We start from the raw sequence: 21,869 nt of genomic DNA, 5'->3' as shown, positions 1-21,869 counted from the left end.
TACCAGGACACCGGACCAGGTATACTTCGACCAGCCGCTTCTCGCAGCGGCATGATCAACCAGCGGCGATCCACTTATCCAGACCGCGAGCCTGTTCAGACAACCGGGGCCACCTCTAACCACGCACCTACGGCCTGACGCTGCGTTCGCGCTTCTGATAGAGGCGTCATGGTAAAAAAAGCCGGTCCGCACCCAGGTGCGGCCGGCTTTTTATTGTCCGCCTTCATCATTCCCGCGGAGGCGAGAACCCATACGGGCTGACCCTGCGACAGGCTCGCGAACGCTTGAAAGATATGGAATTCGCCTTCGCGAGGATGGACGAGGAGTGGGCGTTCACTAGGTCCGTCATCGGCGTAACGGCAGCTCTAAGCCGCCAGATCGATCTCTTCCCCTGCCGCCGCTGCCAGCAACCTTCGTTCCAGCGTCTTCAACCGCGCAGGCTGGGTGATCCGGTCCCCCGTGAGGTCGGTAATGTAGAACGTGTCCACCGCGCGCTCGCCATAGGTCGCGACATGCGCGGAATGGATCGTCACCTTCGACTGGAACAGCGCGTTGGCGAGCTGGTTAAGCAGCGCCGGCCGATCGCGCGCGTTGACCTCGACCACCGTGAACCGGTTCGATGCCTTGTTGTCGACCAACACATTCGGGACAATGTCGAATGCCTCCGCCCGCGTCCGGGGCAGGGGTTTTGCGACCAGCCGATCGGCAAGTTTGCCACGGTTTGCCAAGGCATCCTCAATCGCGGTCTTTAGCCGCAACAGTTGGCCCGACTCATCGAAAGGCCGTCCGAACGGATCTTGGACGAGAAAATTGTCCACTGCCATGCCGTCGCGCGTGGTGTGAATCCGTGCGTCGATGATGTTGCCACCAGCGACGTGGATCGCTCCGGCGATGCGGTAGAACAGCCCCGGATGATCGGCCGCGTAGATCGTCACCAGCGTTGCGCCGCGTCCCGGATAGACATGCGCGTCGATCGCGAGCTGCGCATCGCCCGTATTCGCGAGGAAGCGCGCGTTGTGCGCCAGCACGTCCTCGGGTTCGGCAATCCAATAAGCTTCGGGCAGACGGTGGACGAGCGTCGCGAACGTCTTCTCGTCCCAACCGAGGGCGTCGCGCAGATGCTGCTGCTTGGCAGCAATTCGCTCCGCACGCCCCTTCTGCTTGTGGCCGAGCCGAAGGACCTCCTCTGCCGCCTCGTACAGATCGCCAAGCAACTGGCGTTTCCAGCCGTTCCAAACACCTGGACCGACGGCGCGAATGTCGACGATCGTCAGCGTCAGCAACAGGCGTAACCGCTCCGGGCTCTGCACCACGTCGCAGAAGTCGAGGATCGTCTTGAAGTCGCTGAGATCGCGCTTGAACGCGGTTGCCGACATCAGCAGGTGCCATCGCACCAGCCAGGCGACAGTCTCGGTCTCGGCCGGTGTTAAACCGAAGCGTGGGCATAAGCGCTGCGCCACCTCCGCGCCGAGGATCGAATGGTCGCCGCCGCGCCCCTTGGCGATGTCGTGAAGCAACACCGCAACGTACAGCGCGCGCCGCGATACGATCTGTTCGAAGATCGCGCTGGCGAGCGGATGATCCTCTTTTAACACGCCGCTCTCGATCCGCGCGAGCAGGCCGATCGCGCGGATGGTGTGCTCGTCGACGGTATAGTGGTGGTACATGTCGAACTGCATCTGCGCGACGACGCGTGCGAAATCGGGCACGAAGCGGCCGAACACGCCCGCCTCGTTCATCCAGCGCAGCACCAGTTCGGGATCGCGCGGCGAGGTCAGCACGTCTAGGAACAGTGCGTTCGCGGTTGGGCTGGTTCGGACATCGTCGACCAACTTCGCATCTCTTGCGGCGGCTCGCATGGCCAGGGGGTGGATCTCGACGCCGTGCTTATCGGCGAGCTGGAAGATCTCAACCAGGCGCTCGGGATCGGCCTGGAAAAAGTCGTCGCTCGGCAATGCTAGCCGACCGCGATCGAGCACGAAGCCGTTGAGCTTCCGCGGTGAGCGGCGGATCGTCGGCAATCCGAAGCGCCGGCCACGCGCCGCGAACTTCTCGTCGAGATGCGCGAGGAACACGCCGCTGAGCGTGCCGACGGTCTTCGCTTGTAGGAAATAAAACTGCATGAACCGCTCGACCTTCGACTTGCCCGGTCGGTCGGAGAACCGCATCCGGTCGGCGATCTCGCGTTGCAGGTCGAACGTCAGCCGATCCTCGGCGCGGCCAGTGATGCTGTGCAGATGGCAGCGCACCGCTTGGAAGAAATTGTCGGCGCGGTGGAACAGGCGGTATTCCGCCTTCGTGAACAGCCCGACGCCTACAAGCTCGGCGGCGCGCTGGACGTCGTAGATGTATTTGCCGATCCAAAACAATGCGTGAAGATCGCGCAGGCCGCCCTTGCCCTCCTTGATGTTGGGTTCGACGACGTAGCGCGTATCGCCCATCTTCCGGTGCCGCGCGTCGCGTTCGGCGAGCTTGTCGGCGATGAAGGTGCGCGCGGTGTCCGCCTGGACCTCTGTCTTGAAGCGGTGCGACGCCTGTTCGTACAACTCGGTGTCGCCGCAGACGTAGCGCGCCTCGAGCAGTGCGGTGCGGACGGTGACGTCGCTCTTGGCCTGGCGGACCATCTCGTCGAGCGAGCGACTGGACTGGCCGAGCTTCAGCCCGAGATCCCACAATGCGTACAGCATCGATTCGATCACGCGCTCGGCCCAGGGCGTCTGCTTGCCGGGCGTGAGAAAGCCGATATCGACGTCCGAATGCGGGGCCATTTCCGCGCGGCCGTAACCGCCGACGGCGATCACCGTCAGGCGCTCGCCGATCGTCGGGTTGGGCAGGGGATAGAGCCGCTGCGTCGTGAAATCGAACAGGATGCGGAGCAGCGCGTCGATCAGATAGGCCTGCGCGCTCGACGCTTCCAACCCCCGCGACGGATGTTCGATGAGGCGACGTTCGACCTCGATCCGGCCCTTCTCCAGCGCGGCTTTCAGCAACGCGGTCGCGTCGCGGCGAAGCGCGGTCGGGTCGAGGCCTTCCAACTCTGCGATGGTTTCGGCGACGGCGCGGCGATCGATGATCGTGCGACGGTTGGGGAGGTGATCGAAGCGGCCGGACATGACGCCCAGATAGGGGCACCGGGCGCGTGCGTCATCAGGATTGCGCAAAACGTCTGTGAAACGTAACCGGACGCGCGAGTGGAGGACGAAAATGAGCGAACCATTGCGCGTAGCCCTGGCCGGGCTGGGGACTGTAGGCGGCGGGGTGATCCGGCTGCTCGATGCGAACCGCGAGTTGATTGCGCGGCGGGCCGGGCGCGAGATCGAGATCGTTGCGGTTTCGGCGCGTGATCGGGGCAAGGATCGCGGCGTCGATCTGTCGCGGTTCGCGTGGGTCGACGACACGACCGCACTGGCGAAGCAGCCGGGCGCGGATGTCGTTGTCGAACTGATCGGTGGTTCCGATGGTCCGGCGTTGACGCTGGCGCGCAGCACGCTGGGCGCGGGGCGGAGTTTCGTCACCGCGAACAAGGCGATGATCGCGCATCACGGGTTGGAACTCGCGCAGGCGGCGGAGTCGGCCGGGGTCGCGCTGAAGTTCGAGGCGGCGGTTGCGGGGGGCATCCCGGTCATCAAGGGGCTTCGCGAAGGCGCCGCCGCGAACGAGATCGCGCGCGTCTACGGCATCCTCAACGGGACCTGCAATTTCATCCTGTCGAAGATGGAATCGGAAGGTCGCGACTTTGCCGAGGTGCTGGCCGAGGCGCAGGCGCTCGGGTTTGCGGAATCCGATCCGAGCTTCGACATCGACGGCGTCGATGCGGCGCACAAGTTGTCGATCCTGGCCGCGGTCGCGTTCGGGACGCAGCCGGCGTTCGGCGATGTCGCGATCGGCGGTATTCGCCATTTGCTGGGCGCGGACATCGCCGAAGCGGCGGCGCTGGGGTATCGCGTGCGGCTGCTCGGGTTGGCGGAAGCGGGGGCGAATGGGCTGTTCCAGCGCGTGCATCCGCATCTCGTGCCGATCGACCATCCTCTGGCGCACGTCACCGGATCGCTCAACGCGGTCGTGGCAGAGGGCAATTTCGTCGGCCGCCTGCTGTTCCAGGGTGCTGGTGCCGGCGATGGCCCGACGGCAAGCGCCGTGGTGGCCGACCTGATCGACATCGCGCGGGGCGAGTTCGGCCCGCCATTCGCAATGCCGGTGGTGTCGCTCACGGCGGCGCCGAAGGCGGACAGCGGCGAGCGGCGTGGTCGTGCGTATTTGCGCTTTACCGTTGCGGACCGGGTCGGGGTGCTGGCGGAGATCGCGGCGGCGATGCGCGACGCCGGGGTGTCGATCGAGAGCCTGATCCAGCGGGGGGCGATTGCGGATGGCAGCGTGCTGGTGGCGATCGTGACGCATGAGAGCCCGGAGCGGTCGATCGCGCAGGCTCTGGAGAAGCTGCGGGGGTCGCAGAGCCTCGTGGGCCAGCCGATGTGGATGCATATTCTGGATTGAGGGGGCAACCTTGGTGTCAACCACCTCGGCGAAGGCCGGGGCCCAATTGGAGAGGTCGCAGTAACGCTGCGCGCCCTTCGTTAGTCCCGTTCCCCAATTGGGCCCCGGCCTTCGCCGGGGGGGCTTGCCGGCGTAGTGACGCTCGCCGGGGTGGCGGCGATCGTCTGGATTGAGGGTGTTCTGCTCCCCTCCCTGGAAGGGAGGGGCTGGGGGTGGGTTGGCTTGTAACTGCCGAGACGCTCGCCAAGCAGCCTACCCACCCCCGACCCCTCCCTTCCAGGGAGGGGAGAAAACTTACGTAGAGGCCGTCGTTCGTACCGATTGCTGCTCGATCATCTCTCTCTCTCTCTCTCTCTCTTGTTCTCCCGCGAAGGCGGGAGCCCAGTCTGGGTCCCCGCCTTTGCGAGGAAACACTTTGGTTGGTCCGGTGGAAGACCTGCCGGATCCTATTTCACCGGATCATCCAGCACGATCGGCACGCGGTTCGACGTGTCCGGCTTCTTCCGGAACTTGCCGGCCACGTCTCGTACCAGCGCCATCGGATCCTTCCCTTCGCCATTTTCGCAGCAGCTATGCGGATCGATCAGCGCGCCGATGCCGCGGATCAGCACGACCGGGACCGTCAGCAAATTCACCCCGGTGCAGCCACCCGGCGGGCAGGGCCGCCCGGCATTGTCGAGCGCAGCGCGCGGATCGCCGGTCGGCTGGCGTGGGCGGTCCTGCGGCGGGCGTTCGCCGGGCAGGGGCAGGCGCTGCTCCGACGACCCGTTGCTGCCGCAGACCACGATCTCGGTCGGGCTCGAACCGGGGCAGGCGGGGGGATTCAGGATCGACCAGCTCTGCGGCGGCGGTGCGACGATCGGCGTCGTCGGCGCGGTGGCTTGCAACAGGATCGACAGCAGGATCACAGCGCCTCCAAAGTCCTAGTTGACGGTACCGACGGGACCATCGAGGTCGATCGGCACGCGGCCTCGCTTGTCGGGTTTCTTCGCCAGCGCGCTCTTGATCAGCCCGACTGCCGCCTTGGCGATCGGGGCTATCGGTGGACCAAAGCCGACCTGACACCCGCGCTGGCTGGCCGCACACGGCGTAGCCTCCAGTTGCAGCGCGCGGACGGCGCTGAGGTTGGGGTTGGAGGCAACCGCGTGGTCGGGCGGGCCGCGCTCGTCGGGCAGTGGCAGGCGCGGGCTGTTCGCTGCGGGGCCACCGCAGACGATGATCTCGTTGCCATCCTTCGAGGTGGCCGCGCACGGATCGACCAGGATCGAAAATCGCTCCGGCGCCGCGTTCGGAGACGGTGTGGCGACCTGCATCAGCACGGACAGGATGGCGGCGAACATCGGATAACCCCTTTACGGCGCGGGCTTGCGGAACGACGTGCCGCCTTCGCCGCCCATCGTCATGCTTACGCCCGCCATCCCGCCACCGACCTGGAACGGACCGAGATCGGCGAGCGGCGACGTGCGGCGGAGCAAGCGGGTCCGTTCGTTGCGGACGCTCTCATGCTTGGGATCGCCAGCGTCATGGACGACGAACGGCACACGAAACCGGTCCGCGGTACGCATGCCGCAGACGGTGATGTCGGTTTCGTCCGCGCTCTGGATACAGGGTTGCTCGGCGGCCATCCGCGCCTTCGCGGTGGCCATCAGGGGGTCCTCGATCAGTATCGACAGCAGCATCGCGAGCATCGGCGCCTCCCGGACAGACATTCAGACTGACCGCGATCGCACGCCGGGGCAAGCGTCATTGCTCGATCTTGGCGACTCCGAGCCTGGGAATGTCGATCGCGGGGCAGCGATCCATCACGACTTGCAGCCCTGCGGCCTCGGCGCGCGCTGCCGCGTCTTCGTTGATGACGCCGAGTTGCATCCAAACAGCTTTCGCGCTCGCTGCGATCGCCTGATCGACCGCCTCGCCGGCCGCAGCCGAGTTGCGGAAGATGTCGACGATGTCGATCGGGTCGCCGAGCTGCGATAGCTCGCGGAAGACGAACTCGCCGTGGATATGCTCGCCGGTGATCTGCGGGTTGACCGGGATCACGCGGTAGCCGTGTGCCTGGAGCTTGGCCATCACGCCGTAGGAGGGACGGTCCGGGCGATCGGACGCACCAATCATCGCGATCGTCCGTGCGCCTTCGAGCAAGGCCTTGATGTCGGCATCGGCGGTCAACGGCATCGATGCCTCCTGTCGGGGGAAACCTGGTCCGCTCGTACCGCAACTCTACGCGTCGGGTACGACCGGTAATCAGACAACGTAGATCAGGCTCGCGGGTTTCACAGTTTTCCGAGCCATGCGACGACCTGAGCCGCAATCGGCATGAACACAGTATCGTCGGGGTTCGAAGCCGGCGGCGTACCCGCATCGGACGCGGTGCGGATCGAGATCGTCAGCGGTACGCGACCGAGGAACGGGATGCCGAGTTCGCGCGCCGCCGCCTCAGCGCCGCCATTGCCGAACGGGTCCGACGCCTCGCCGCAATGCGGACAGATATAGCCGGCCATGTTCTCGACCAGCCCGATGATCGGGATGCCGGCCTTCTCGAACAGGTCGATCGCGCGGCGTGCGTCGATCAGCGCGAGATCCTGCGGGGTGGAGACGATCACCGCGCCCGCCGGGCGATATTTCTGGACCATCGTCAGTTGGACGTCGCCGGTCCCGGGCGGCAGGTCGAGCACGAGCGTATCGGTCAGGCCCCAGTCCGCCTCGACCAGCTGGCCGAGCGCGCCCGCCGCCATCGGCCCGCGCCAGGCGATCGCCTTGCCCGGCTCGACGAGCTGGCCCATCGACAGAAGCGGTACGCCGTACGGGGTCGGGACCGGATCGAGCACCTTGTCCTTCGCGGTCGGACGCGTGCCCTCGACGTTCATCAGGCGTGGCTGTGACGGCCCATAAATGTCGGCGTCGACCAGCCCGACGCGGCGACCGGCGCGCGACATGGCGATGGCGAGATTGGCGGCGAGCGTCGATTTGCCGACGCCGCCCTTGCCGCTGGCGACCGCGATCAGCCGGCGGGTCGAGCGTTCGGCGGTCACCGCGATCCGCACTTCGGTCACGCCGGGCTGCGTCGCGGCCATCCGCACGGTTGCCTCCAGCGCATCGCGCGCCTGCGGATCGAGCCCGGTCGCATCGATGATGATGCCGGCCCGTGTTCCCTCCAGCCGGACGGTCGCCCGCTTGCCCGCCACTGCGGCAACCGCCGCCTTTACCGCTTCGATATCGATCATCGTGGCCAGATAGGGCCGCTAAGGGCGCTTGGCACTGTTTTTCCGCCGCCGCACACCTATAAAGGTTGGTATGACGATCTTCTCGCGCTGGTTCCGGCGCCCCGATATCCTCGCCACCGAAACTCCGAAAGGCCCTTGGGGCGGTTCGGGCGACGACGGTAACCCTGGCCCGCGCAACCCCTGGGCACTGCCGCCCGGTGGTCGCAAACCTGCGGCCAAGCCGACCGCGCTCGACGAGTTCCTGCGCAAGGCTCGTGGCTCGGGTGGCGGGGGCGGCGGCAATGGCGGCTTCGGCGGGCTGCCGTCGGGCGCCAATGCCCGCGCGCTCTGGGCGATCGGCGTCGCGATCATTCTGGTCGTCTGGATCCTGTTCACCTCGATCCACCAGATCGGCCCGCAGCAACGCGGCGTCGTTACCTATTTCGGCAAATATGCCGGTACGCTCGATCCGGGCGTTCGCCTGACGATGCCTGCGCCGATCGCCGACGTGACGGTGGTCGACGTGCAGAAGATCCGCACCGACAACTTTCCCGTCGGCGATGGCGAGAACCTGACGCTGACCGGCGACCAGAACATCATCGACCTCGCGTATTCGGTCCGCTGGGACATCGCCGATCCGCGCGATTACGTGTTCCAGCTTGCCGAGCCGAACGCGACCGTCCGCGCCGCTGCCGAGAGCGCGATGCGTGCGGTGGTTGCGACGACTACGCTGGATCAGGCGATCGGTACGGGTCGTACGGTGATCGAACAGCGCGTCGCGGAGATGACGCAGCAGATCCTCAACGACTATAAGTCGGGCGTCCGCATCCAGGGCGTCGCGATCAAGCAGGCCGCGGCACCCGCGCGGATCGTCGAGGACTTCAACGCCGTGACCGCCGCGCAGCAGGAGGCGATTGCCAACCTCAACCAGTCGCGCTCCTACGCGCAGCAGGTCGTGGCCCGTGCGCAGGGTGAGGCCGCGTCGTTCGACAAGGTCTACGAGCAGTATCGGCTCGCGCCCGAAGTGACTCGCCGACGGATGTATTACGAGACGATGGAGGCGGTGCTCGCCAAGAGCGACAAGACGATCGTCGAGACGCCGGGCGGGGTGGTGCCGTACCTGCCGTTGTCGAACGCCAAGCGCTTGCCGAACCCGGAGGCTGTCCAGTCGACGCCAGCGCCTGCTGCGGCATCGGCTGCCCCCCAGTCTGGAGCTGCCCAGTGAACGCCGTGAGTTTCCGCAACCCGATCGTGGCCGGGATTGTCGCGCTGCTGCTGGTGATCTTGGCCGCAGCGACGTTCTCGATCGTGCCCGAGACGAAGCAGGCGGTGATCCTGCGCTTTGGCCAGCCGATCCGTACGGTCAACGCCTGGCAGCCCAACACCGCGTTCGGCCAGACCGGTGCCGGCCTGATCGCCCGCATCCCGTTCGTCGACCGGATCGTCTGGATCGACAAGCGCGTGCAGGATCTGGAGCTCGACAACACGTTGGTGCTGTCGACCGACCAGCTGCGGCTTGAGGTCGATGCGTACGCCCGCTACCGGATCGTCGATCCGCGGAAAATGCGTAACGCGGTCGGCAGCGAGGACCGGATCCCAGATCAGCTTCGTCCGATCCTCGGTTCGGCGCTGCGCAACGAACTCGGCAAGCGGCGCTTCGTCGAACTGCTGAGCCCGGAGCGGTCCGAACTGATGGACAACATCCAGAAGGGCCTCCAGCGCGTCGCCAGCCAGTATGGCGTCGAGATCGTAGACGTCCGGATCAAGCAGGCGAACCTCCCCGTCGGCCTGCCGCTCGAAAGCGCGCTCAAGCGCATGTCGAGCGCGCGTCAGCAGGAGGCGATCACGATCCGTGCCGAGGGCCAGAAGCAGGCGCAGATTGTTCGTGCGCAGGCCGATGCGGATTCAGCGAAGATCTATGCCGAGAGCTTCGGCAAGGACGCCGATTTCTACGACTTCTACCGTGCGATGCAGTCGTATCGGCACACGTTCGGCGCGGATGGCGGTCCGGCACCCGAAGGATCGACCTCGATCATTCTTTCGCCGAACAACAGTTATCTGAGGGAATTCGAAGGCCGCGGGCGTTGAGCCTGCGGAACCTTTGAACCCCGTTCATATTCAAGCATTGTTCAGAACGGCGTCCCTACGGGATACCTGTTTCGATTGATGAAACGAGAGGACAACATCTAGTGCGTTACGCCTACGCCATTACCAGTGCTCTTCTCCTCGGCGGCGCGACCGCGACGCTCGCGCTCCAGCCCAGCGGCGCGCAGGTCGCTCAGAACGAACCCGGTGCGATCCAGGCCGTCTCGCCGAAACCCGGCGCGCCGATGAGCTTCGCGGACATGGTCGCGCGGCTCCAGCCTGCGGTCGTCAACATCTCGACCAAGCAGACGATCGTCCAGAAGCAGCAGGCCAATCCGTTCGCGGGCACGCCGTTCGGCGACCTGTTCGGCGGCATGGGCGGCGGTGCTCCGGGCGCCCCCCCGGTGAAGCGCGAAGGCGCCTCGCTCGGCTCGGGCTTTCTGATTTCGCCGGACGGCTATGTCGTCACGAACAACCACGTGATCTCGCCGGGCGCGCAGGGTGCGACGGTCGATTCGATCACCGTGACGCTCAGCGACAAGAAGGAATATGTCGCCAAGGTCATCGGCAAGGATCAGGAATCCGATCTCGCATTGCTGAAGATCGATGCGGCGAACCTGCCGTTCGTGAAGTTCGGCGATTCGAACGGCGCGCGTGTCGGCGACTGGGTCGTCGCGATCGGCGAGCCGTTCGGCCTCGGCGGCACCGTGACCGCGGGCATCGTCTCGGCGATCAACCGGGTTACCGGCCAGGGCGGTGCGTATGACCGCTTCATCCAGACCGATGCTTCGATCAACCAGGGCAACTCGGGTGGTCCGATGTTTGATCTGAACGGCAACGTGATCGGCGTGAACTCGCAGATCTTCAGTCAGTCGGGCGGCAATATCGGCATCGGCTTTGCGATCCCCGCAGCCGTCGCCAAGCCGATCATCGCTACCTTCATGAAGGGTGGCACGATCGAGCGCGGCTATATCGGCGTCCAGCTGCAGCCGGGCGGCACGATCAACGAGGATACCGCTGCGGCACTCGGCATCGCCAAGAACCAGGGCGAACTGATCAACGACGTGACGGCCGGTGGCCCGGCGGCAAAGGCCGGCGTTCGGGCGGGCGACGTGGTGACCAAGGTCAACGGCCAGGTCGTGACCGTCGACCAGTCGCTGTCCTACCTCGTCTCGAACGTGAAGCCCGGTCAGACGGCGCGTCTCGACATCCTGCGCAACGGCAAGCCTGTCGTCGCCAACGTGGTCGTCGTACCGCGCCCGAGCGCCGACAAGCTGGCCGCGACGCTGGGTGGCGATGCGCAGGGATTCGGTACCGACGACGGCGATGACGGTGATGATTCCGCAACGCCGGCCGCACCGACGGCAGGCGCAGCGCTCGGGATCGGCGTACAGCCGCTGACCCCGGCGATCGCGCAGGCGGTCGGCGTCGAGCCTACCACGCAGGGCGTGGTTATTGCCGTGGTCGCGCAGACTAGCGATGCGTTCGGTAAGCTGAAGCGTGGCGACGTCATCATCTCGGTCAACGGCACGCCCGTTCGTACTGCGGTCGACGTTCAGAATGCGGTCAATGTCGCCAAGGCCGCCGGTCGCCCGCAGGTCCTGTTGCAGGTCAAGCGTGGACGTGGCCCGGCGCAATTCCTGCCGGTCAAGATCAAGTAATTCACGACCGACACGATCGATAAAAAGGACCGTCGCTCACCCGAGCGGCGGTCCTTTTTCTTTGCGGGGCGCGAGGTTAGGGTCCGCTCCGGATACAGAGGACGAGAACATGAGCGACGGCATCTTCATCGGCGCGAGCGTGGACGGGAAGCCGCAGACGCTGGAACTGAAGCGCGCCAACCGCCACGGCCTGATCGCGGGGGCGACCGGCACCGGCAAGACGGTGACGTTGCAGGGGATCATCGAGGGCTTCTCCGCGAACGGCGTGCCGTGTTTCGTCGCCGACGTGAAGGGCGACCTGTCGGGGCTCGCAATGGCTGGCTCGCCGACCGCGAAGACGCATGCGACGTTTGCCGAGCGGGCCAAGGCGATCGGTGACGATAGCTGGGCCTATGCCGACAATCCCGTGCAGTTCTGGGATCTGTTCGGCGAGCAGGGGCATCCGATCCGCACCACGATCAGCGAGATGGGCCCGTTGCTGCTGTCGCGGCTGATGGACCTGAACGAGGTGCAGGAGGGCGTGCTGACGATCGCCTTCCACGTCGCCGACAAGGACGGGCTGCTGCTGATCGACCTCGACGATCTCCAGGCGATGCTGACCGAATGCGCCGGCCGTGCGGACGAGCTGACGGTGACGTACGGCAACGTCTCGAAGCAGTCGATCGGCGCGATCCAGCGCTCGCTGCTCCAGCTGCGCACGCAGGGTGCGGAGAATTTCTTCGGCGAGCCGGCGCTGGAGATGAACGACTTCATCGGCGTCGACGATAGGGGGCGGGGGATCGTCAACATTCTCGCCGCGGATAAGCTGATGGCCTCGCCGAAGCTGTACGCGACGTTCCTGCTGTGGCTGATGAGCGAGCTGTTCGAGCACCTCCCCGAGGTCGGCGATCCCGACAAGCCGGTACTGTGCTTCTTCTTCGACGAGGCGCATCTGCTGTTCGACGAGGCCCCGAAGGCGCTGCTGGAGAAGATCGAACAGGTCGTCCGGCTGATCCGCTCGAAGGGGGTGGGCGTGTATTTCATCACGCAGAACCCGATCGACGTTCCCGACACGGTGGCGGGGCAGCTCGGCAACCGCGTCCAGCATGCGTTGCGCGCGTTCACGCCGCGTGATCAGGCGGCGGTGCGATCTGCGGCGGAGACGTTTCGCGCGAACCCCGGCGTCGACGTCGCGACGATCATCACCGAGCTGAAGGTCGGCGAGGCGCTGGTGTCGTTGTTGCAGCCTGACGGGGCGCCGACCCCGGTTGAGCGCACGCTGATCAAGCCGCCAGCCTCGCGCGTGGGGCCGATCACGCCGGCCGAGCGGAAGGTGATTATCGAGACCGATGCGATCGGCGCGAAATACGACACGCTGATCGATCGCGAGTCGGCCGAGGAACTGCTTGCCGCCAAGACGTTGGAGGCCAGCGCGGCTGCGGCCGAGGCGAAGGCGACGACCGAGGCGGAGAAGGTTGCGGCGGCGCAGGCTAAGGCGGATGCGAAGGCGGCGAAAGAGGCGGAACGCGCTCGGGTTGCGGATCGGCGCGAGGCGGATCGCCAACAACGCGAAGCCGACCGCGAGGCGGCGAACTCGCCCTGGACCAAGATGGCGACCTCCGCGACACGCGCGGCGAGTTCTTCGATCGGTCGTCAGGTGGCGAACGAGATCGGCAAGCAGGTGTTCGGCACCAAGTCGCGGCGGTCGTCGTCGAGCGGTGGTTTGGTCGGCACGGTCCTGCGCGGGGTGTTAGGCGGGCTGTTCCGGGGGTAGACTGCCTCCATGATCGGGGGCGAGCTGCCCTCTACACAAACACCACCCCGGCGAAGGCCGGGGCCCAGTTGGGGGACGGAGGTAACGTCGGACGGCGCTTCGTTACATCGACCTTCCCAATTGGGCCCCGGCCTTCGCCGGGGTGGCGGTCAAGTCATTCAAGGAACCACATCATGTCCCTCGATTTCGAATCCACCACCGACTGGGCCCCGACCGACTGGACCGCCATCGGCGGGGAAGGCCTCGACGACGCGATTACGCTCCGTCGTGCGATCCACGCCGACCCCGAAGTCGGCCTCCACTGCCCGCGCACGTCGGACAAGGTGAAGGCTGCGCTTGCCGGCCTTCCGCTGGAGATCCGCGAGGGCACCTCCACCACCGGCTTCGTCGCGATCCTACGTGGCGGGCGCGGCGGCACTGCTGGGGGTAACGGGCGGACGGTATTGTTGCGCGGCGACATGGACGCGCTGCCGATGCAGGAGGAAACCGGCCTGCCGTTCGCCTCGAAGATCGACGGCGCGATGCACGCCTGCGGGCACGACTCGCACACGGCGATGCTGGTCGGCGCGGCCAAGGCACTGTGCGCGCGCCGCGACGAGCTCCCCGGCACGGTCGTCTTCATGTTCCAGCCCGGCGAGGAGGGGCATCACGGCGCGCGCCACATGATCGCCGACGGCCTGCTCGACTCGCCGCTGCCCGAGGCTGGGTTCGCGCTTCACATCTCGCCCAACATGCCGATGGGTCATGTCGTCAGCCGTGCGGGCACGCTGATGGCTTCGACCGACACGTTGCGCGCGACGATCACCGGGCGCGGTGGCCATGCCGCGATGCCACACGACTGCCTCGATCCGTTGCCGATCGCCTGCGAGATCGTCACGGCCTTGCAGACCTATGTCGCTCGGCAGGTGGCGGTGACCGACCCTGCGGTGCTGTCGATCACGAAGCTCAACGCAGGGTCGGCGCACAACGTCATTCCGTCGACCGTCGAGATGCTCGGCACGATGCGGACGTTGTCGGAGCGCACGCGGGAGCAAGTCCGTGCGGCGTTCATTCGCATGGTCGAGGGTATCGCCGCGGCGCACGGTGCGGTCGGTACGCCGACGATCGAGGAGGGCTATCCGGTGACGGTCAACGACGAGCGTGCCACCGACCTGATGAAGGCGTGCGCGACCGCGATCGGTGGCGAAGGTGCCTATCAGGTGATGCCGCCGATGATGGGCGCGGAGGACTTCTCGTACGTGCTTCAGAAGCTGCCGGGCGCGATGGCCTTTATCGGCGCGGCGCCCGAGGGTAGCGATCCGCGCACCAATCCGGCGCTCCACAATACGAAGATGACGATCGACGAGCGCGTGATGGCGCACGGTATCGCGATGCACTGTGCGGTGGCGGAGCGGTTTCTGGCGAACGGGTTCGACTGAGGGCGTCTTCTCACCCCTCCCTGGAAGGGAGGGGCAGGGGGTGGGTCGGCCTCCGTATATTTCAAACGGCGGTGGACCAAACTGGCCGACCCACCCCCAACCCCTCCCTTTCAGGGAGGGGAGCAGGAACGGATCTCAGCTTATCGGCCGCGTTTTGCCCGCGTAGTTCGCGACCGCCGCCGCTGCCGCTTGGATCAGCCGCTGGCGTTCGGGCATGGGGCGGATGGTATCCCCGATCATCACCGCGATCGCGTAGCGGCGACCGTCCGGTGCGGTGAGGAGGCCCACGTCGTTGAAGCCGGCGTTGCGGCGGCCGAGGTCCTGGCCGGTGCCGGTCTTGTGCGCGATCTGCCAGCCGCCGGGGAGCGAGGCGCGCAGGCGGGCGCGGCCGGTAACCGAACGGCCCATCGTATCGAGCAGGATCTTGGTCGAGGTTTCCGACAAGAGATCGCCCTTCGCCAGCCGCGAAATTGCGTCGGCGATCGCGATCGGCGCCGCGCCGTCGGGCGGATTGCGGACATACGCGTTCAGAGCAGCCTCGCGCACGGCCGGCGACAGTCGATTGCGAGCCGTCATGAATCCGCCATTGACGGCATAGGACGGCTGCCAGACCAGCCCCGCGGTGCCGCTCTGCAACATCCGCTCGCCTGGCCCGAACCGGATCGCGCCCAACTGCTTGCGCGTGATCATCGACCGTACCGCGGACGGCCCGCCGACACGCGTTAGCAGCCGGTCGTTCGCGGTATTGTCGCTATGCGTCAGCGCGCGGGTCAGCAATTCACCGACGGTAGTGCGATACCCGTCGCCCTTGACCAGCATCGCGATCGGCTGATGAAACAGCGTCAGATCCTGAGGACGCACGACGATCGGTTCGTCGAGGCGGATCTTGCCCTGATCGCGCAGGTCCATCACCGTAAGCGCGACCCAGAGCTTGCTGACCGACTGTTGCGGAAGCAACTGACGCCCACCGGCCTCGACCGTCCAGCCATCGTCGACCGCGCGTACCGCGATGCCCGCCTTGCCCTGGAACCCGCTCTGCAATTCGGAGATCGCGTTGACCAGGCTGGCCGGCGCGGGTCGAGGCGTCCGCGGTAACGGCGGCGGTACCGGGATTGAGAGGAAACCTTCGGCCTGATGCATCGGAACGACCGCAGGCGGGCTCGGTCGCGACGCCGATCCGCAACCGGCAAGCACCACGCCGAACAGCGTAGTTGCCAGAAGTCGCTTGAACGCACTCGCCGATGTCATGATGGATTGATGCCCTGCACTGGAGCACCGACCCTTATCCGTTGATCGGCCCGGCGAAACAGCATGCGCGGCCTACTGCGACGAAGCGCGCTGAGGGTGCGCCGAGTCGCGGTGGCTTCAGGGAACGAGAACCGTATCGACCGCGTCGGGCAGCGTATCGGGGTAGTCGAGCGTGAAATGCAGTCCTCGGCTTTCATGCCGGTGCAACGCGGACCGGACGATCAGCTCGGCGGTCTGGAGCAGGTTGCGGAGCTCGATCAGGTCGGGCGTGACGCGGAAATGCTGGTAATACTCCGCGACTTCGTCGTTGAGCAGCTCGATGCGGTGCTTGGCGCGTTCGAGCCGCTTGGTGGTGCGGACGATGCCGACGTAATTCCACATGAAGCGGCGGATTTCGGTCCAGGTCTGCTTAATCACGACTTCCTCGTCCGAATCGGTGACGCGGCTTTCGTCCCAGGGGCGGATCGGTGGGGGTGGGGGAAGCTTGTCCCAACTCGCGGCGATGTTGTCCGCTGCAGCCTCGCCGAACACGAAGCATTCGAGCAGCGAATTGGACGCGAGGCGATTGGCGCCGTGCAGGCCGGACTCGGTGCACTCGCCCGCCGCGTACAGGCCGGGGAGGTCGGTCTTGCCGTGTTCGTCGATGACGATGCCGCCGCACGTGTAATGCTGCGCGGGGACGACCGGGATCGGCTGCGTGGTCATGTCGATACCGACCGTCAGGAGCTTCTCGTGGATATTCGGGAAATGGTGGCGGATGAAGTCGGCGGGCATGTGGCTGATGTCGAGATGGACATAGTCCAGGCCATAGCGCTTGATCTCGGCATCGATCGCGCGCGCGACGATATCGCGCGGCGCGAGTTCCATCCGTGCGGGGTCGTAATAGGTCATGAAGCGCTTGCCGGTCGATGGATTGATCAGCCGCCCGCCCTCGCCGCGCACCGCCTCGGTGATCAGGAAATTCTTGACCTCGAGATTGTAGAGGCAGGTTGGGTGGAACTGCATCATCTCCATGTTGGAGACACGCGCACCGGCGCGCCACGCCATCGCGATGCCGTCTCCGGTCGCGCCGCGGGGAGCGGTCGAAAACAGATAGGTGCGGCCGGCGCCGCCGGTCGCGAGGATCGTCGCGCGCGCGGTGTAGAGGGCCACGCGCTCGGTCTTGCGGTCGACCGCGTAGACGCCCCAGACGTTGCCCGAGCCCGAATAGCGTTCCTCGTGACGGCCGGTGGCGAGGTCGATCGCGATCTGGTCGGGGACGAGGGTGATGTTCGGATGCGCTTCCGCGGCCTTCTGCAACGCCTCCTGCACCGCCCAGCCGGTCGCGTCGGCGACGTGGACGATGCGGCGATGACTGTGCCCGCCTTCGCGGGTCAGGTGCAGGGCGTTGCCTTCGGTTTCGAACGGCACGCCGAGATGCGTCAGGCGCTCGATCGCGGCGGGGGCACCTTCGACGACCATCTCGACGACCGCGCGGTCGTTGAGGCCTGCGCCGGCGACCATCGTGTCCTCGACATGGTTCTCGAACGTGTCACCGGGCTCCAGCACGGCGGCGATCCCGCCCTGCGCCCAGGCGGTCGAGCCTTCGTTGAGCGCGCCCTTCGCTAACACCGTGACCTTGAAGCGGTCGGCGAGGTTGAGCGCCGCGGTCAGCCCTGCAGCGCCCGAGCCGACGATCAGGATGTCGCTCGTCATGCGTTGGCAGCGCGGGTCAGGCTGAGGAAGACGTCTTCCAGGTCGGGCTCCTTGGTCGAGACGTCGACGATGCCGAAGCCGCCGGACTGGATCGCGGCCAGGACTTCGCCGGCGTTCACCCGGTCCTTCTTGTAGGTGATTTCCAGCGTGCGATTGCCCTTGAGCGCGATCTTCTGGAAGCAGGCGTTGGCGGGGACATCGGTCACGTCGCGGTCGACGGTGACGGCGACAATCTTTTCTTGCGCCTTGCCGACCAGTTCGCGCGTCGGCTCGTTGGCGATCAGGCGGCCGTTGTTGATGATCGCGATCCGGTCGCAGAGTTCTTCGGCTTCCTCGAGATAATGCGTGGTGAGTACCACGGTCACACCGGCTTGGTTGAGGCTGCGGACATAGGTCCAGAGCTGCTGGCGAAGCTCGATGTCGACGCCCGCGGTGGGCTCGTCGAGGACGAGGACGGGGGGCGAGTGGACCATCGCCTTCGCCACCATCAGGCGACGCTTCATGCCGCCCGACAGCGTACGGGCATAGGCGTGCGCCTTGTCCTCCAGATGCACCGCGCGGAGCAGTTCCATCGTGCGGCGCTTCGCCTTGGGCACGCCGTAGAGCCCGGCCTGGATCTCCAGCGTCTCGAACGGCGAGAAGAAGGGATCGAACAGGATCTCCTGGTTGACGATCCCGATCGACGCCTTGGCGTTCCGCGGGTGCTCGTCGATGTCGAATCCCCAGATCGCGGCGCTGCCGTCGGTCTTGTTGACGAGGCCCGCGAGGATGTTGATCAGCGTCGACTTTCCCGCGCCGTTGGGGCCGAGTAGCCCGAAGATCTGGCCACGGGGGACGTCGAACGTGACGCCGTCCAGCGCGCGCTTGCCGCCGGCGTAGGTCTTGCAGAGATTCGAGATGGCGATCGCAGCTTCGGTCATGGCTGCGGCATAGCGGGGCGGGCGGGGCTGGTCATCCCCTCCGGCGTTGCAAAGAAGTTTTGTTCACGCGGAGGCGCGGAGACGCGGAGGTGTCGCATCCAGCCCGTCGGTCGGGAGACATTACTTCTGCTTCGCCAAAGGTGGTTGGAAAAGTCGCTTTGCGACAAGCGTAACACCTCCGCGTCTCCGCGCCTCCGCGTGAACCCATTCTTCCTTCTTGATCGCGCCGAAGAACCAATTGCCCGGCCCGCGCGCCCTTGCTATCGACCGCGCATGCATCCGCCGCTCGAAACCACCCGCGTCACCCACGCCCGCGTCGCCTGCGATGGCGCCACCGACATTCCCGGCGGTGCGGCACTCGGCCACCCACGCGTCTGGTTGCAGATCGACGAGACCGGCTATGTCGATTGCGGCTATTGCGACCGGCGCTTCGTCCTCGCCGGCGGACCGGCCGATGGCGCGGACCAGTCGACATTGCGCGATCACGGGGATGGCGCAGGGCGCTAAGCCCCTTATATCTATCGGATGACGATAGCAGCAGACCCCCGTTCGTTCCTCTACCGCGATACCCTGGACCCCGAACAGGCGCAGGCGCTGACCGCCAAGGCGCTCGACAAGGCCGATGACGGCGAGCTTTACCTGCAATATCGCAAGGCCGAGGCGTTCGGGTTCGACGATGGCCGGCTGAAGACAGCCTCCTACGATACGAGTTCGGGTTTCGGCCTGCGCGCGGTCTCGGGCGAGATGACCGCGTTCGCGCATTCGAACGAGATGACACCCGCCGCAATCCGTCGCGCCGCCGAGACGATGGCGCTGATCGAGCCCGGCATCGCCGCGAAGGCCGGTCCGCCGCAGGGCACCAACCGCCACCGCTACACCGCCGCCGACCCGCTCGACTTGGTCCCGTTCGCCGACAAGGTGAACCTGTGCCAGACGATCGACGCCGCCGCCCGCGCCCGCGATCCGCGCGTCGCGCAGGTGTCGGTCAGCCTGTCGGGGACGTGGTCGGTGGTCGAGGTCGTCCGCGCCGATGGTTTCGTCGCCACCGACGTGCGCCCATTGGTCCGCCTCAACGTCTCGATCGTCGCCGAGCAGAACGGCCGCCGCGAGACGGGCAGTTATGGGATCGGCGGTCGCTATCTCTATAACGACCTGTTCGAGCCCGCGACGTACAACCGCGCGATCGACGAGGCTCTATCGCAGGCGTTGGTGAACCTGGAATCGATCGCCGCGCCGGCGGGCGAGATGACCGTGCTGCTCGGCAATGGCTGGCCCGGGATCCTGCTGCACGAGGCGATCGGTCACGGGCTCGAGGGCGATTTCAACCGCAAGGGGACGTCGGCGTTCTCGGGGCGGATCGGCGAGCGCGTTGCAGCGGAGGGCGTCACCGTGGTCGACGACGGCTCGCTGCAGGATCGCCGCGGATCGCTGACGATCGACGACGAGGGCACGCCGACGCGCGAGACCGTGTTGATTGAGGATGGCATCCTGAAGGGCTATATGCAGGACCGGCTGAACGCGCGGCTGATGGGTGTCGAGGCGACCGGCAACGGTCGTCGCGAGAGTTACGCGCATGCGCCGATGCCGCGGATGACGAACACCTTCATGAAGGCCGGCAACGACGATCCCGCCGAGCTACTGTCGCGCGTCAAGAAGGGTATCTTCGCCAAGGCGTTCGGCGGCGGTCAGGTCGACATCGTGTCGGGCAAGTTCGTTTTCAGTTGCACCGAGGCGTATCTGATCGAGGACGGCAAGCTCGGTGCGCCGATCAAGGGCGCAACGCTGATCGGCGATGGTCCGAGCTCGCTGACCAGGGTGCGCGGGATCGGCAACGACTTCGCGCTCGACGAGGGAATCGGGATGTGTGGCAAGGGCGGACAGTCGGTCCCGGCCGGCGTTGGGCAACCGACGTTGCTGGTCGATGGACTCACGGTCGGCGGGACGGCGGCTTAGCCTTCAGTAACTTCCTGTGAGCATGTCGATCGCGCTGCCGATACGGTATTCATGGTCGACCAGTGACGTGGTTGGCTTTGACAGCAGTTTTACCGAAATCGCAGCTGCTAGGTGCGTCTGCATGACGTATTCGGTGCCGTGAATTGCGAAGACCGGGTTTAACCGTCGATCTCCACCAGGTGCCTCGGCATACAATCGGAGAGGCACGATGAAACGACTGTTCAGGTCCGACAGCAAGTTGGACTGGCAGTCGAGCCAATACCCTCCTTCGGGGGCAGCGTAGACGTCGAAGCGCGCCATCAAGCCAATCGATATCGATCGAGCGGCAGGCCATTCTCCTCGATCCAGGCGTTGTTCGCCGCGATCCAGTCCCGATGCTCGCTGCGCCATTTCTCTTCCTGCACGCGCTTCGCCGCGGCGCGGATCGCGACTTCGCTGACCTGCGACAGATTAATCCCCGCTTCGCGCGCTGCTGCAACGATACCGGTATCGAGCGACAGATTCACGGATTTGCGCTTGCCGGTGGCGATAGGATCATGTCTCATGCGCACAGAGTATGCGCGTACATGTCGCGCGTCAATTCGGAGCCGAACGATGGACTTCTTTCCCGCGCTCACCGACGAGCATCGTGCGTTCGTTGCCCGGCAGCCGGTGTTCTTCGTCGCGACGGCCGCTGAGGATGCGCGGATCAACCTTAGTCCCAAGGGTATGGACAGTTTCCGCGTGCTCGATGCGAAGACGGTCGCGTATCTCGACGTCGGTGGGTCGGGCAACGAGACGAACGCGCATCTGGGCGCGGACGGACGCATCACGATCATGTTCTGCGCGTTCGACCAGCCCGCGCTGATCTTCCGGATCTATGGCAAGGGTCGTGCCGTGCTGCCGCAGGACGAGGGTTGGGCCGAGTTGTATGCGCGGTTCACGCCGTTGCCGGGTACGCGGCAGATCTTCGTGATCGATGTCGACGAGGTGCAGACGAGTTGCGGGTGGGGCGTGCCGTTCATGACGCTCGATCGCGAGCGGCAGACGCTGTCGAAATATCACGCGAAACAGACCGAGGCCGAACGGATCGAGGAACTGGCGGGGCCGACCGCGAGCATCGACGGGTTGCCGGTGCGGCTCGCGACCGTCCTGCCGGACCGGGCCGGCGCATGAGCCTGGTCGAACTGGGGCGATACGGTCGGAACGAAGCGCATATCATCGTCGGGCGGCTCGAGAGCGAAGGCATTCCGGCGATCGCGTTCGACGGCGGGATGTCGATCATGGAGGGGAGCTGGCTGCTGATCCCCGTGCGCGTCATGGTTGACGAGGATGATCTCGACGAGGCGCGGGGAATTTTGGCTGGGTGAGCGAGTGCGTTGGGCGTTCGTAAGAATGCGTCGCGCTACGCCCGCAATGTCATTCCCGCGCAGGCGGGAACCCATATTGGCAAAGCTCCC

At 65.9% G+C, this 21,869-nt stretch carries 21 protein-coding genes; 10 read left to right on the top strand and 11 right to left on the bottom strand.

All coding sequences use genetic code 11. From position 1 onward, the window contains the following. Positions 1 to 365: 365 nt before the first annotated feature. Positions 366 to 3,113 carry a [protein-PII] uridylyltransferase gene (locus tag U1708_RS11360; protein WP_332745713.1) on the bottom strand — a complete coding sequence of 916 codons (2,748 nt, stop codon included), beginning with the start codon at positions 3,111 to 3,113 and terminating at the stop codon, positions 366 to 368. A gap of 91 nt (positions 3,114 to 3,204) precedes the next feature. Here U1708_RS11360 and U1708_RS11355 point away from each other — a divergent pair, with 91 nt between their 5' ends. After that, a complete protein-coding gene (locus U1708_RS11355; protein WP_332745711.1) occupies positions 3,205 to 4,494 on the top strand; it encodes a homoserine dehydrogenase in 1,290 nt (429 codons plus the stop codon). Positions 4,495 to 4,940: 446 nt separating this feature from the next. Here U1708_RS11355 and U1708_RS11350 read toward each other — a convergent pair whose 3' ends face one another. The 5 genes from U1708_RS11350 to U1708_RS11330 form a co-directional block, all read right to left on the bottom strand. Continuing rightward, positions 4,941 to 5,402, bottom strand: a complete 462-nt coding sequence (locus tag U1708_RS11350) for a hypothetical protein (RefSeq protein WP_332745708.1) — start codon at positions 5,400 to 5,402, stop codon at positions 4,941 to 4,943. Positions 5,403 to 5,417: 15 nt separating this feature from the next. Next, a complete protein-coding gene (locus U1708_RS11345; protein ID WP_332745706.1) occupies positions 5,418 to 5,834 on the bottom strand; it encodes a hypothetical protein in 417 nt (138 codons plus the stop codon). 12 nt (positions 5,835 to 5,846) lie between these two features. Beyond that, positions 5,847 to 6,182, bottom strand: coding sequence for a hypothetical protein (locus U1708_RS11340; protein WP_187504038.1), 336 nt, complete (start codon positions 6,180 to 6,182; stop codon positions 5,847 to 5,849). Between the two features lie 55 nt (positions 6,183 to 6,237). Then, positions 6,238 to 6,669: a CoA-binding protein gene (locus U1708_RS11335; RefSeq protein ID WP_332745703.1), complete on the bottom strand. Its 432-nt coding sequence runs from the start codon at positions 6,667 to 6,669 to the stop codon at positions 6,238 to 6,240. 98 nt (positions 6,670 to 6,767) lie between these two features. Beyond that, positions 6,768 to 7,718: an Mrp/NBP35 family ATP-binding protein gene (locus U1708_RS11330; protein ID WP_187504017.1), complete on the bottom strand. Its 951-nt coding sequence runs from the start codon at positions 7,716 to 7,718 to the stop codon at positions 6,768 to 6,770. A gap of 70 nt (positions 7,719 to 7,788) precedes the next feature. Here U1708_RS11330 and hflK point away from each other — a divergent pair, with 70 nt between their 5' ends. The 5 genes from hflK to U1708_RS11305 all read left to right on the top strand — a co-directional run bounded on the left by hflK (position 7,789) and on the right by U1708_RS11305 (position 14,614). Then, positions 7,789 to 8,922, top strand: coding sequence for a protease modulator HflK (gene hflK, locus U1708_RS11325; RefSeq protein WP_332745699.1), 1,134 nt, complete (start codon positions 7,789 to 7,791; stop codon positions 8,920 to 8,922). After that, positions 8,919 to 9,785, top strand: a complete 867-nt coding sequence (gene hflC, locus U1708_RS11320; protein WP_332745697.1) for a protease modulator HflC — start codon at positions 8,919 to 8,921, stop codon at positions 9,783 to 9,785. Before hflK ends, hflC begins: the two co-directional genes overlap by 4 nt. Positions 9,786 to 9,886: 101 nt before the next feature. After that, entirely contained in the window at positions 9,887 to 11,443 is a 1,557-nt protein-coding gene (locus tag U1708_RS11315; RefSeq protein WP_332745695.1) for a Do family serine endopeptidase, read from the top strand. Between the two features lie 109 nt (positions 11,444 to 11,552). Further along, a complete protein-coding gene (locus U1708_RS11310; RefSeq protein WP_332745693.1) occupies positions 11,553 to 13,196 on the top strand; it encodes a helicase HerA-like domain-containing protein in 1,644 nt (547 codons plus the stop codon). A gap of 173 nt (positions 13,197 to 13,369) precedes the next feature. Then, the gene (locus U1708_RS11305; protein WP_332745691.1) at positions 13,370 to 14,614 is read left to right on the top strand and encodes a M20 metallopeptidase family protein; all 1,245 of its coding nucleotides are present in this window, start codon (positions 13,370 to 13,372) and stop codon (positions 14,612 to 14,614) included. A 135-nt stretch (positions 14,615 to 14,749) separates the two neighbouring features. Here U1708_RS11305 and U1708_RS11300 read toward each other — a convergent pair whose 3' ends face one another. The 3 genes from U1708_RS11300 to U1708_RS11290 all read right to left on the bottom strand — a co-directional run bounded on the left by U1708_RS11300 (position 14,750) and on the right by U1708_RS11290 (position 18,477). After that, positions 14,750 to 15,862, bottom strand: coding sequence for a serine hydrolase (locus U1708_RS11300; protein ID WP_332745689.1), 1,113 nt, complete (start codon positions 15,860 to 15,862; stop codon positions 14,750 to 14,752). A 117-nt stretch (positions 15,863 to 15,979) separates the two neighbouring features. After that, complete coding sequence (gene nadB, locus U1708_RS11295; RefSeq protein ID WP_332745687.1) at positions 15,980 to 17,557, bottom strand: L-aspartate oxidase; 1,578 nt, start codon at positions 17,555 to 17,557, stop codon at positions 15,980 to 15,982. Continuing rightward, entirely contained in the window at positions 17,554 to 18,477 is a 924-nt protein-coding gene (locus U1708_RS11290; protein WP_332745685.1) for an ABC transporter ATP-binding protein, read from the bottom strand. The genes nadB and U1708_RS11290 overlap by 4 nt, the downstream gene beginning before the upstream one ends. A gap of 273 nt (positions 18,478 to 18,750) precedes the next feature. Between U1708_RS11290 and U1708_RS11285 the strand changes: the two genes are divergently transcribed. Both U1708_RS11285 and tldD read left to right on the top strand, forming a co-directional pair. Beyond that, a complete protein-coding gene (locus tag U1708_RS11285) occupies positions 18,751 to 18,984 on the top strand; it encodes a zinc-finger domain-containing protein (RefSeq protein WP_332745684.1) in 234 nt (77 codons plus the stop codon). Between the two features lie 18 nt (positions 18,985 to 19,002). After that, positions 19,003 to 20,430: a metalloprotease TldD gene (gene tldD / locus U1708_RS11280; RefSeq protein WP_332745681.1), complete on the top strand. Its 1,428-nt coding sequence runs from the start codon at positions 19,003 to 19,005 to the stop codon at positions 20,428 to 20,430. A gap of 3 nt (positions 20,431 to 20,433) precedes the next feature. Here the strand turns inward: tldD and U1708_RS11275 are convergent, their stop codons facing one another. Together U1708_RS11275 and U1708_RS11270 are read right to left on the bottom strand one after the other, a co-directional pair. Continuing rightward, positions 20,434 to 20,730: a CcdB family protein gene (locus U1708_RS11275; RefSeq protein ID WP_332745679.1), complete on the bottom strand. Its 297-nt coding sequence runs from the start codon at positions 20,728 to 20,730 to the stop codon at positions 20,434 to 20,436. Continuing rightward, positions 20,730 to 20,975 carry a type II toxin-antitoxin system CcdA family antitoxin gene (locus U1708_RS11270; RefSeq protein WP_332745677.1) on the bottom strand — a complete coding sequence of 82 codons (246 nt, stop codon included), beginning with the start codon at positions 20,973 to 20,975 and terminating at the stop codon, positions 20,730 to 20,732. Before U1708_RS11270 ends, U1708_RS11275 begins: the two co-directional genes overlap by 1 nt. A 49-nt stretch (positions 20,976 to 21,024) precedes the next feature. Here U1708_RS11270 and U1708_RS11265 point away from each other — a divergent pair, with 49 nt between their 5' ends. Then, the gene (locus U1708_RS11265; RefSeq protein ID WP_332745675.1) at positions 21,025 to 21,585 is read left to right on the top strand and encodes a pyridoxamine 5'-phosphate oxidase family protein; all 561 of its coding nucleotides are present in this window, start codon (positions 21,025 to 21,027) and stop codon (positions 21,583 to 21,585) included. Further along, on the top strand, positions 21,582 to 21,779 hold the full coding sequence (locus tag U1708_RS11260; protein ID WP_056057596.1) for a putative signal transducing protein: 198 nt from the start codon (positions 21,582 to 21,584) through the stop codon (positions 21,777 to 21,779). Before U1708_RS11265 ends, U1708_RS11260 begins: the two co-directional genes overlap by 4 nt. The last annotated feature ends 90 nt before the right edge of the window (positions 21,780 to 21,869 follow it).

This window comes from Sphingomonas arabinosi (assembly GCF_036663715.1).
Classification (GTDB): Bacteria; Pseudomonadota; Alphaproteobacteria; order Sphingomonadales; family Sphingomonadaceae; genus Sphingomonas.
This window is presented reverse-complemented; position numbering and strand designations above follow the sequence as displayed.

Bases quoted from the DNA above. Each gene is read 5' to 3' on its own strand.
- U1708_RS11360 (WP_332745713.1), bottom strand. From the start codon at position 3,113: ATGTCCGGCCGCTTCGATCACCTCCCCAACCGTCGCACGATCATCGAT.
- U1708_RS11355 (WP_332745711.1), top strand. From the start codon at position 3,205: ATGAGCGAACCATTGCGCGTAGCCCTGGCCGGGCTGGGGACTGTAGGC.
- U1708_RS11345 (WP_332745706.1), bottom strand. From the start codon at position 5,834: ATGTTCGCCGCCATCCTGTCCGTGCTGATGCAGGTCGCCACACCGTCT.
- U1708_RS11340 (WP_187504038.1), bottom strand. From the start codon at position 6,182: ATGCTCGCGATGCTGCTGTCGATACTGATCGAGGACCCCCTGATGGCC.
- U1708_RS11335 (WP_332745703.1), bottom strand. From the start codon at position 6,669: ATGCCGTTGACCGCCGATGCCGACATCAAGGCCTTGCTCGAAGGCGCA.
- U1708_RS11330 (WP_187504017.1), bottom strand. From the start codon at position 7,718: ATGATCGATATCGAAGCGGTAAAGGCGGCGGTTGCCGCAGTGGCGGGC.
- hflK (WP_332745699.1), top strand. From the start codon at position 7,789: ATGACGATCTTCTCGCGCTGGTTCCGGCGCCCCGATATCCTCGCCACC.
- U1708_RS11310 (WP_332745693.1), top strand. From the start codon at position 11,553: ATGAGCGACGGCATCTTCATCGGCGCGAGCGTGGACGGGAAGCCGCAG.
- U1708_RS11305 (WP_332745691.1), top strand. From the start codon at position 13,370: ATGTCCCTCGATTTCGAATCCACCACCGACTGGGCCCCGACCGACTGG.
- U1708_RS11300 (WP_332745689.1), bottom strand. From the start codon at position 15,862: ATGACATCGGCGAGTGCGTTCAAGCGACTTCTGGCAACTACGCTGTTC.
- nadB (WP_332745687.1), bottom strand. From the start codon at position 17,557: ATGACGAGCGACATCCTGATCGTCGGCTCGGGCGCTGCAGGGCTGACC.
- U1708_RS11290 (WP_332745685.1), bottom strand. From the start codon at position 18,477: ATGACCGAAGCTGCGATCGCCATCTCGAATCTCTGCAAGACCTACGCC.
- U1708_RS11285 (WP_332745684.1), top strand. From the start codon at position 18,751: ATGCATCCGCCGCTCGAAACCACCCGCGTCACCCACGCCCGCGTCGCC.
- tldD (WP_332745681.1), top strand. From the start codon at position 19,003: ATGACGATAGCAGCAGACCCCCGTTCGTTCCTCTACCGCGATACCCTG.
- U1708_RS11275 (WP_332745679.1), bottom strand. From the start codon at position 20,730: ATGGCGCGCTTCGACGTCTACGCTGCCCCCGAAGGAGGGTATTGGCTC.
- U1708_RS11270 (WP_332745677.1), bottom strand. From the start codon at position 20,975: ATGAGACATGATCCTATCGCCACCGGCAAGCGCAAATCCGTGAATCTG.
- U1708_RS11265 (WP_332745675.1), top strand. From the start codon at position 21,025: ATGGACTTCTTTCCCGCGCTCACCGACGAGCATCGTGCGTTCGTTGCC.
- U1708_RS11260 (WP_056057596.1), top strand. From the start codon at position 21,582: ATGAGCCTGGTCGAACTGGGGCGATACGGTCGGAACGAAGCGCATATC.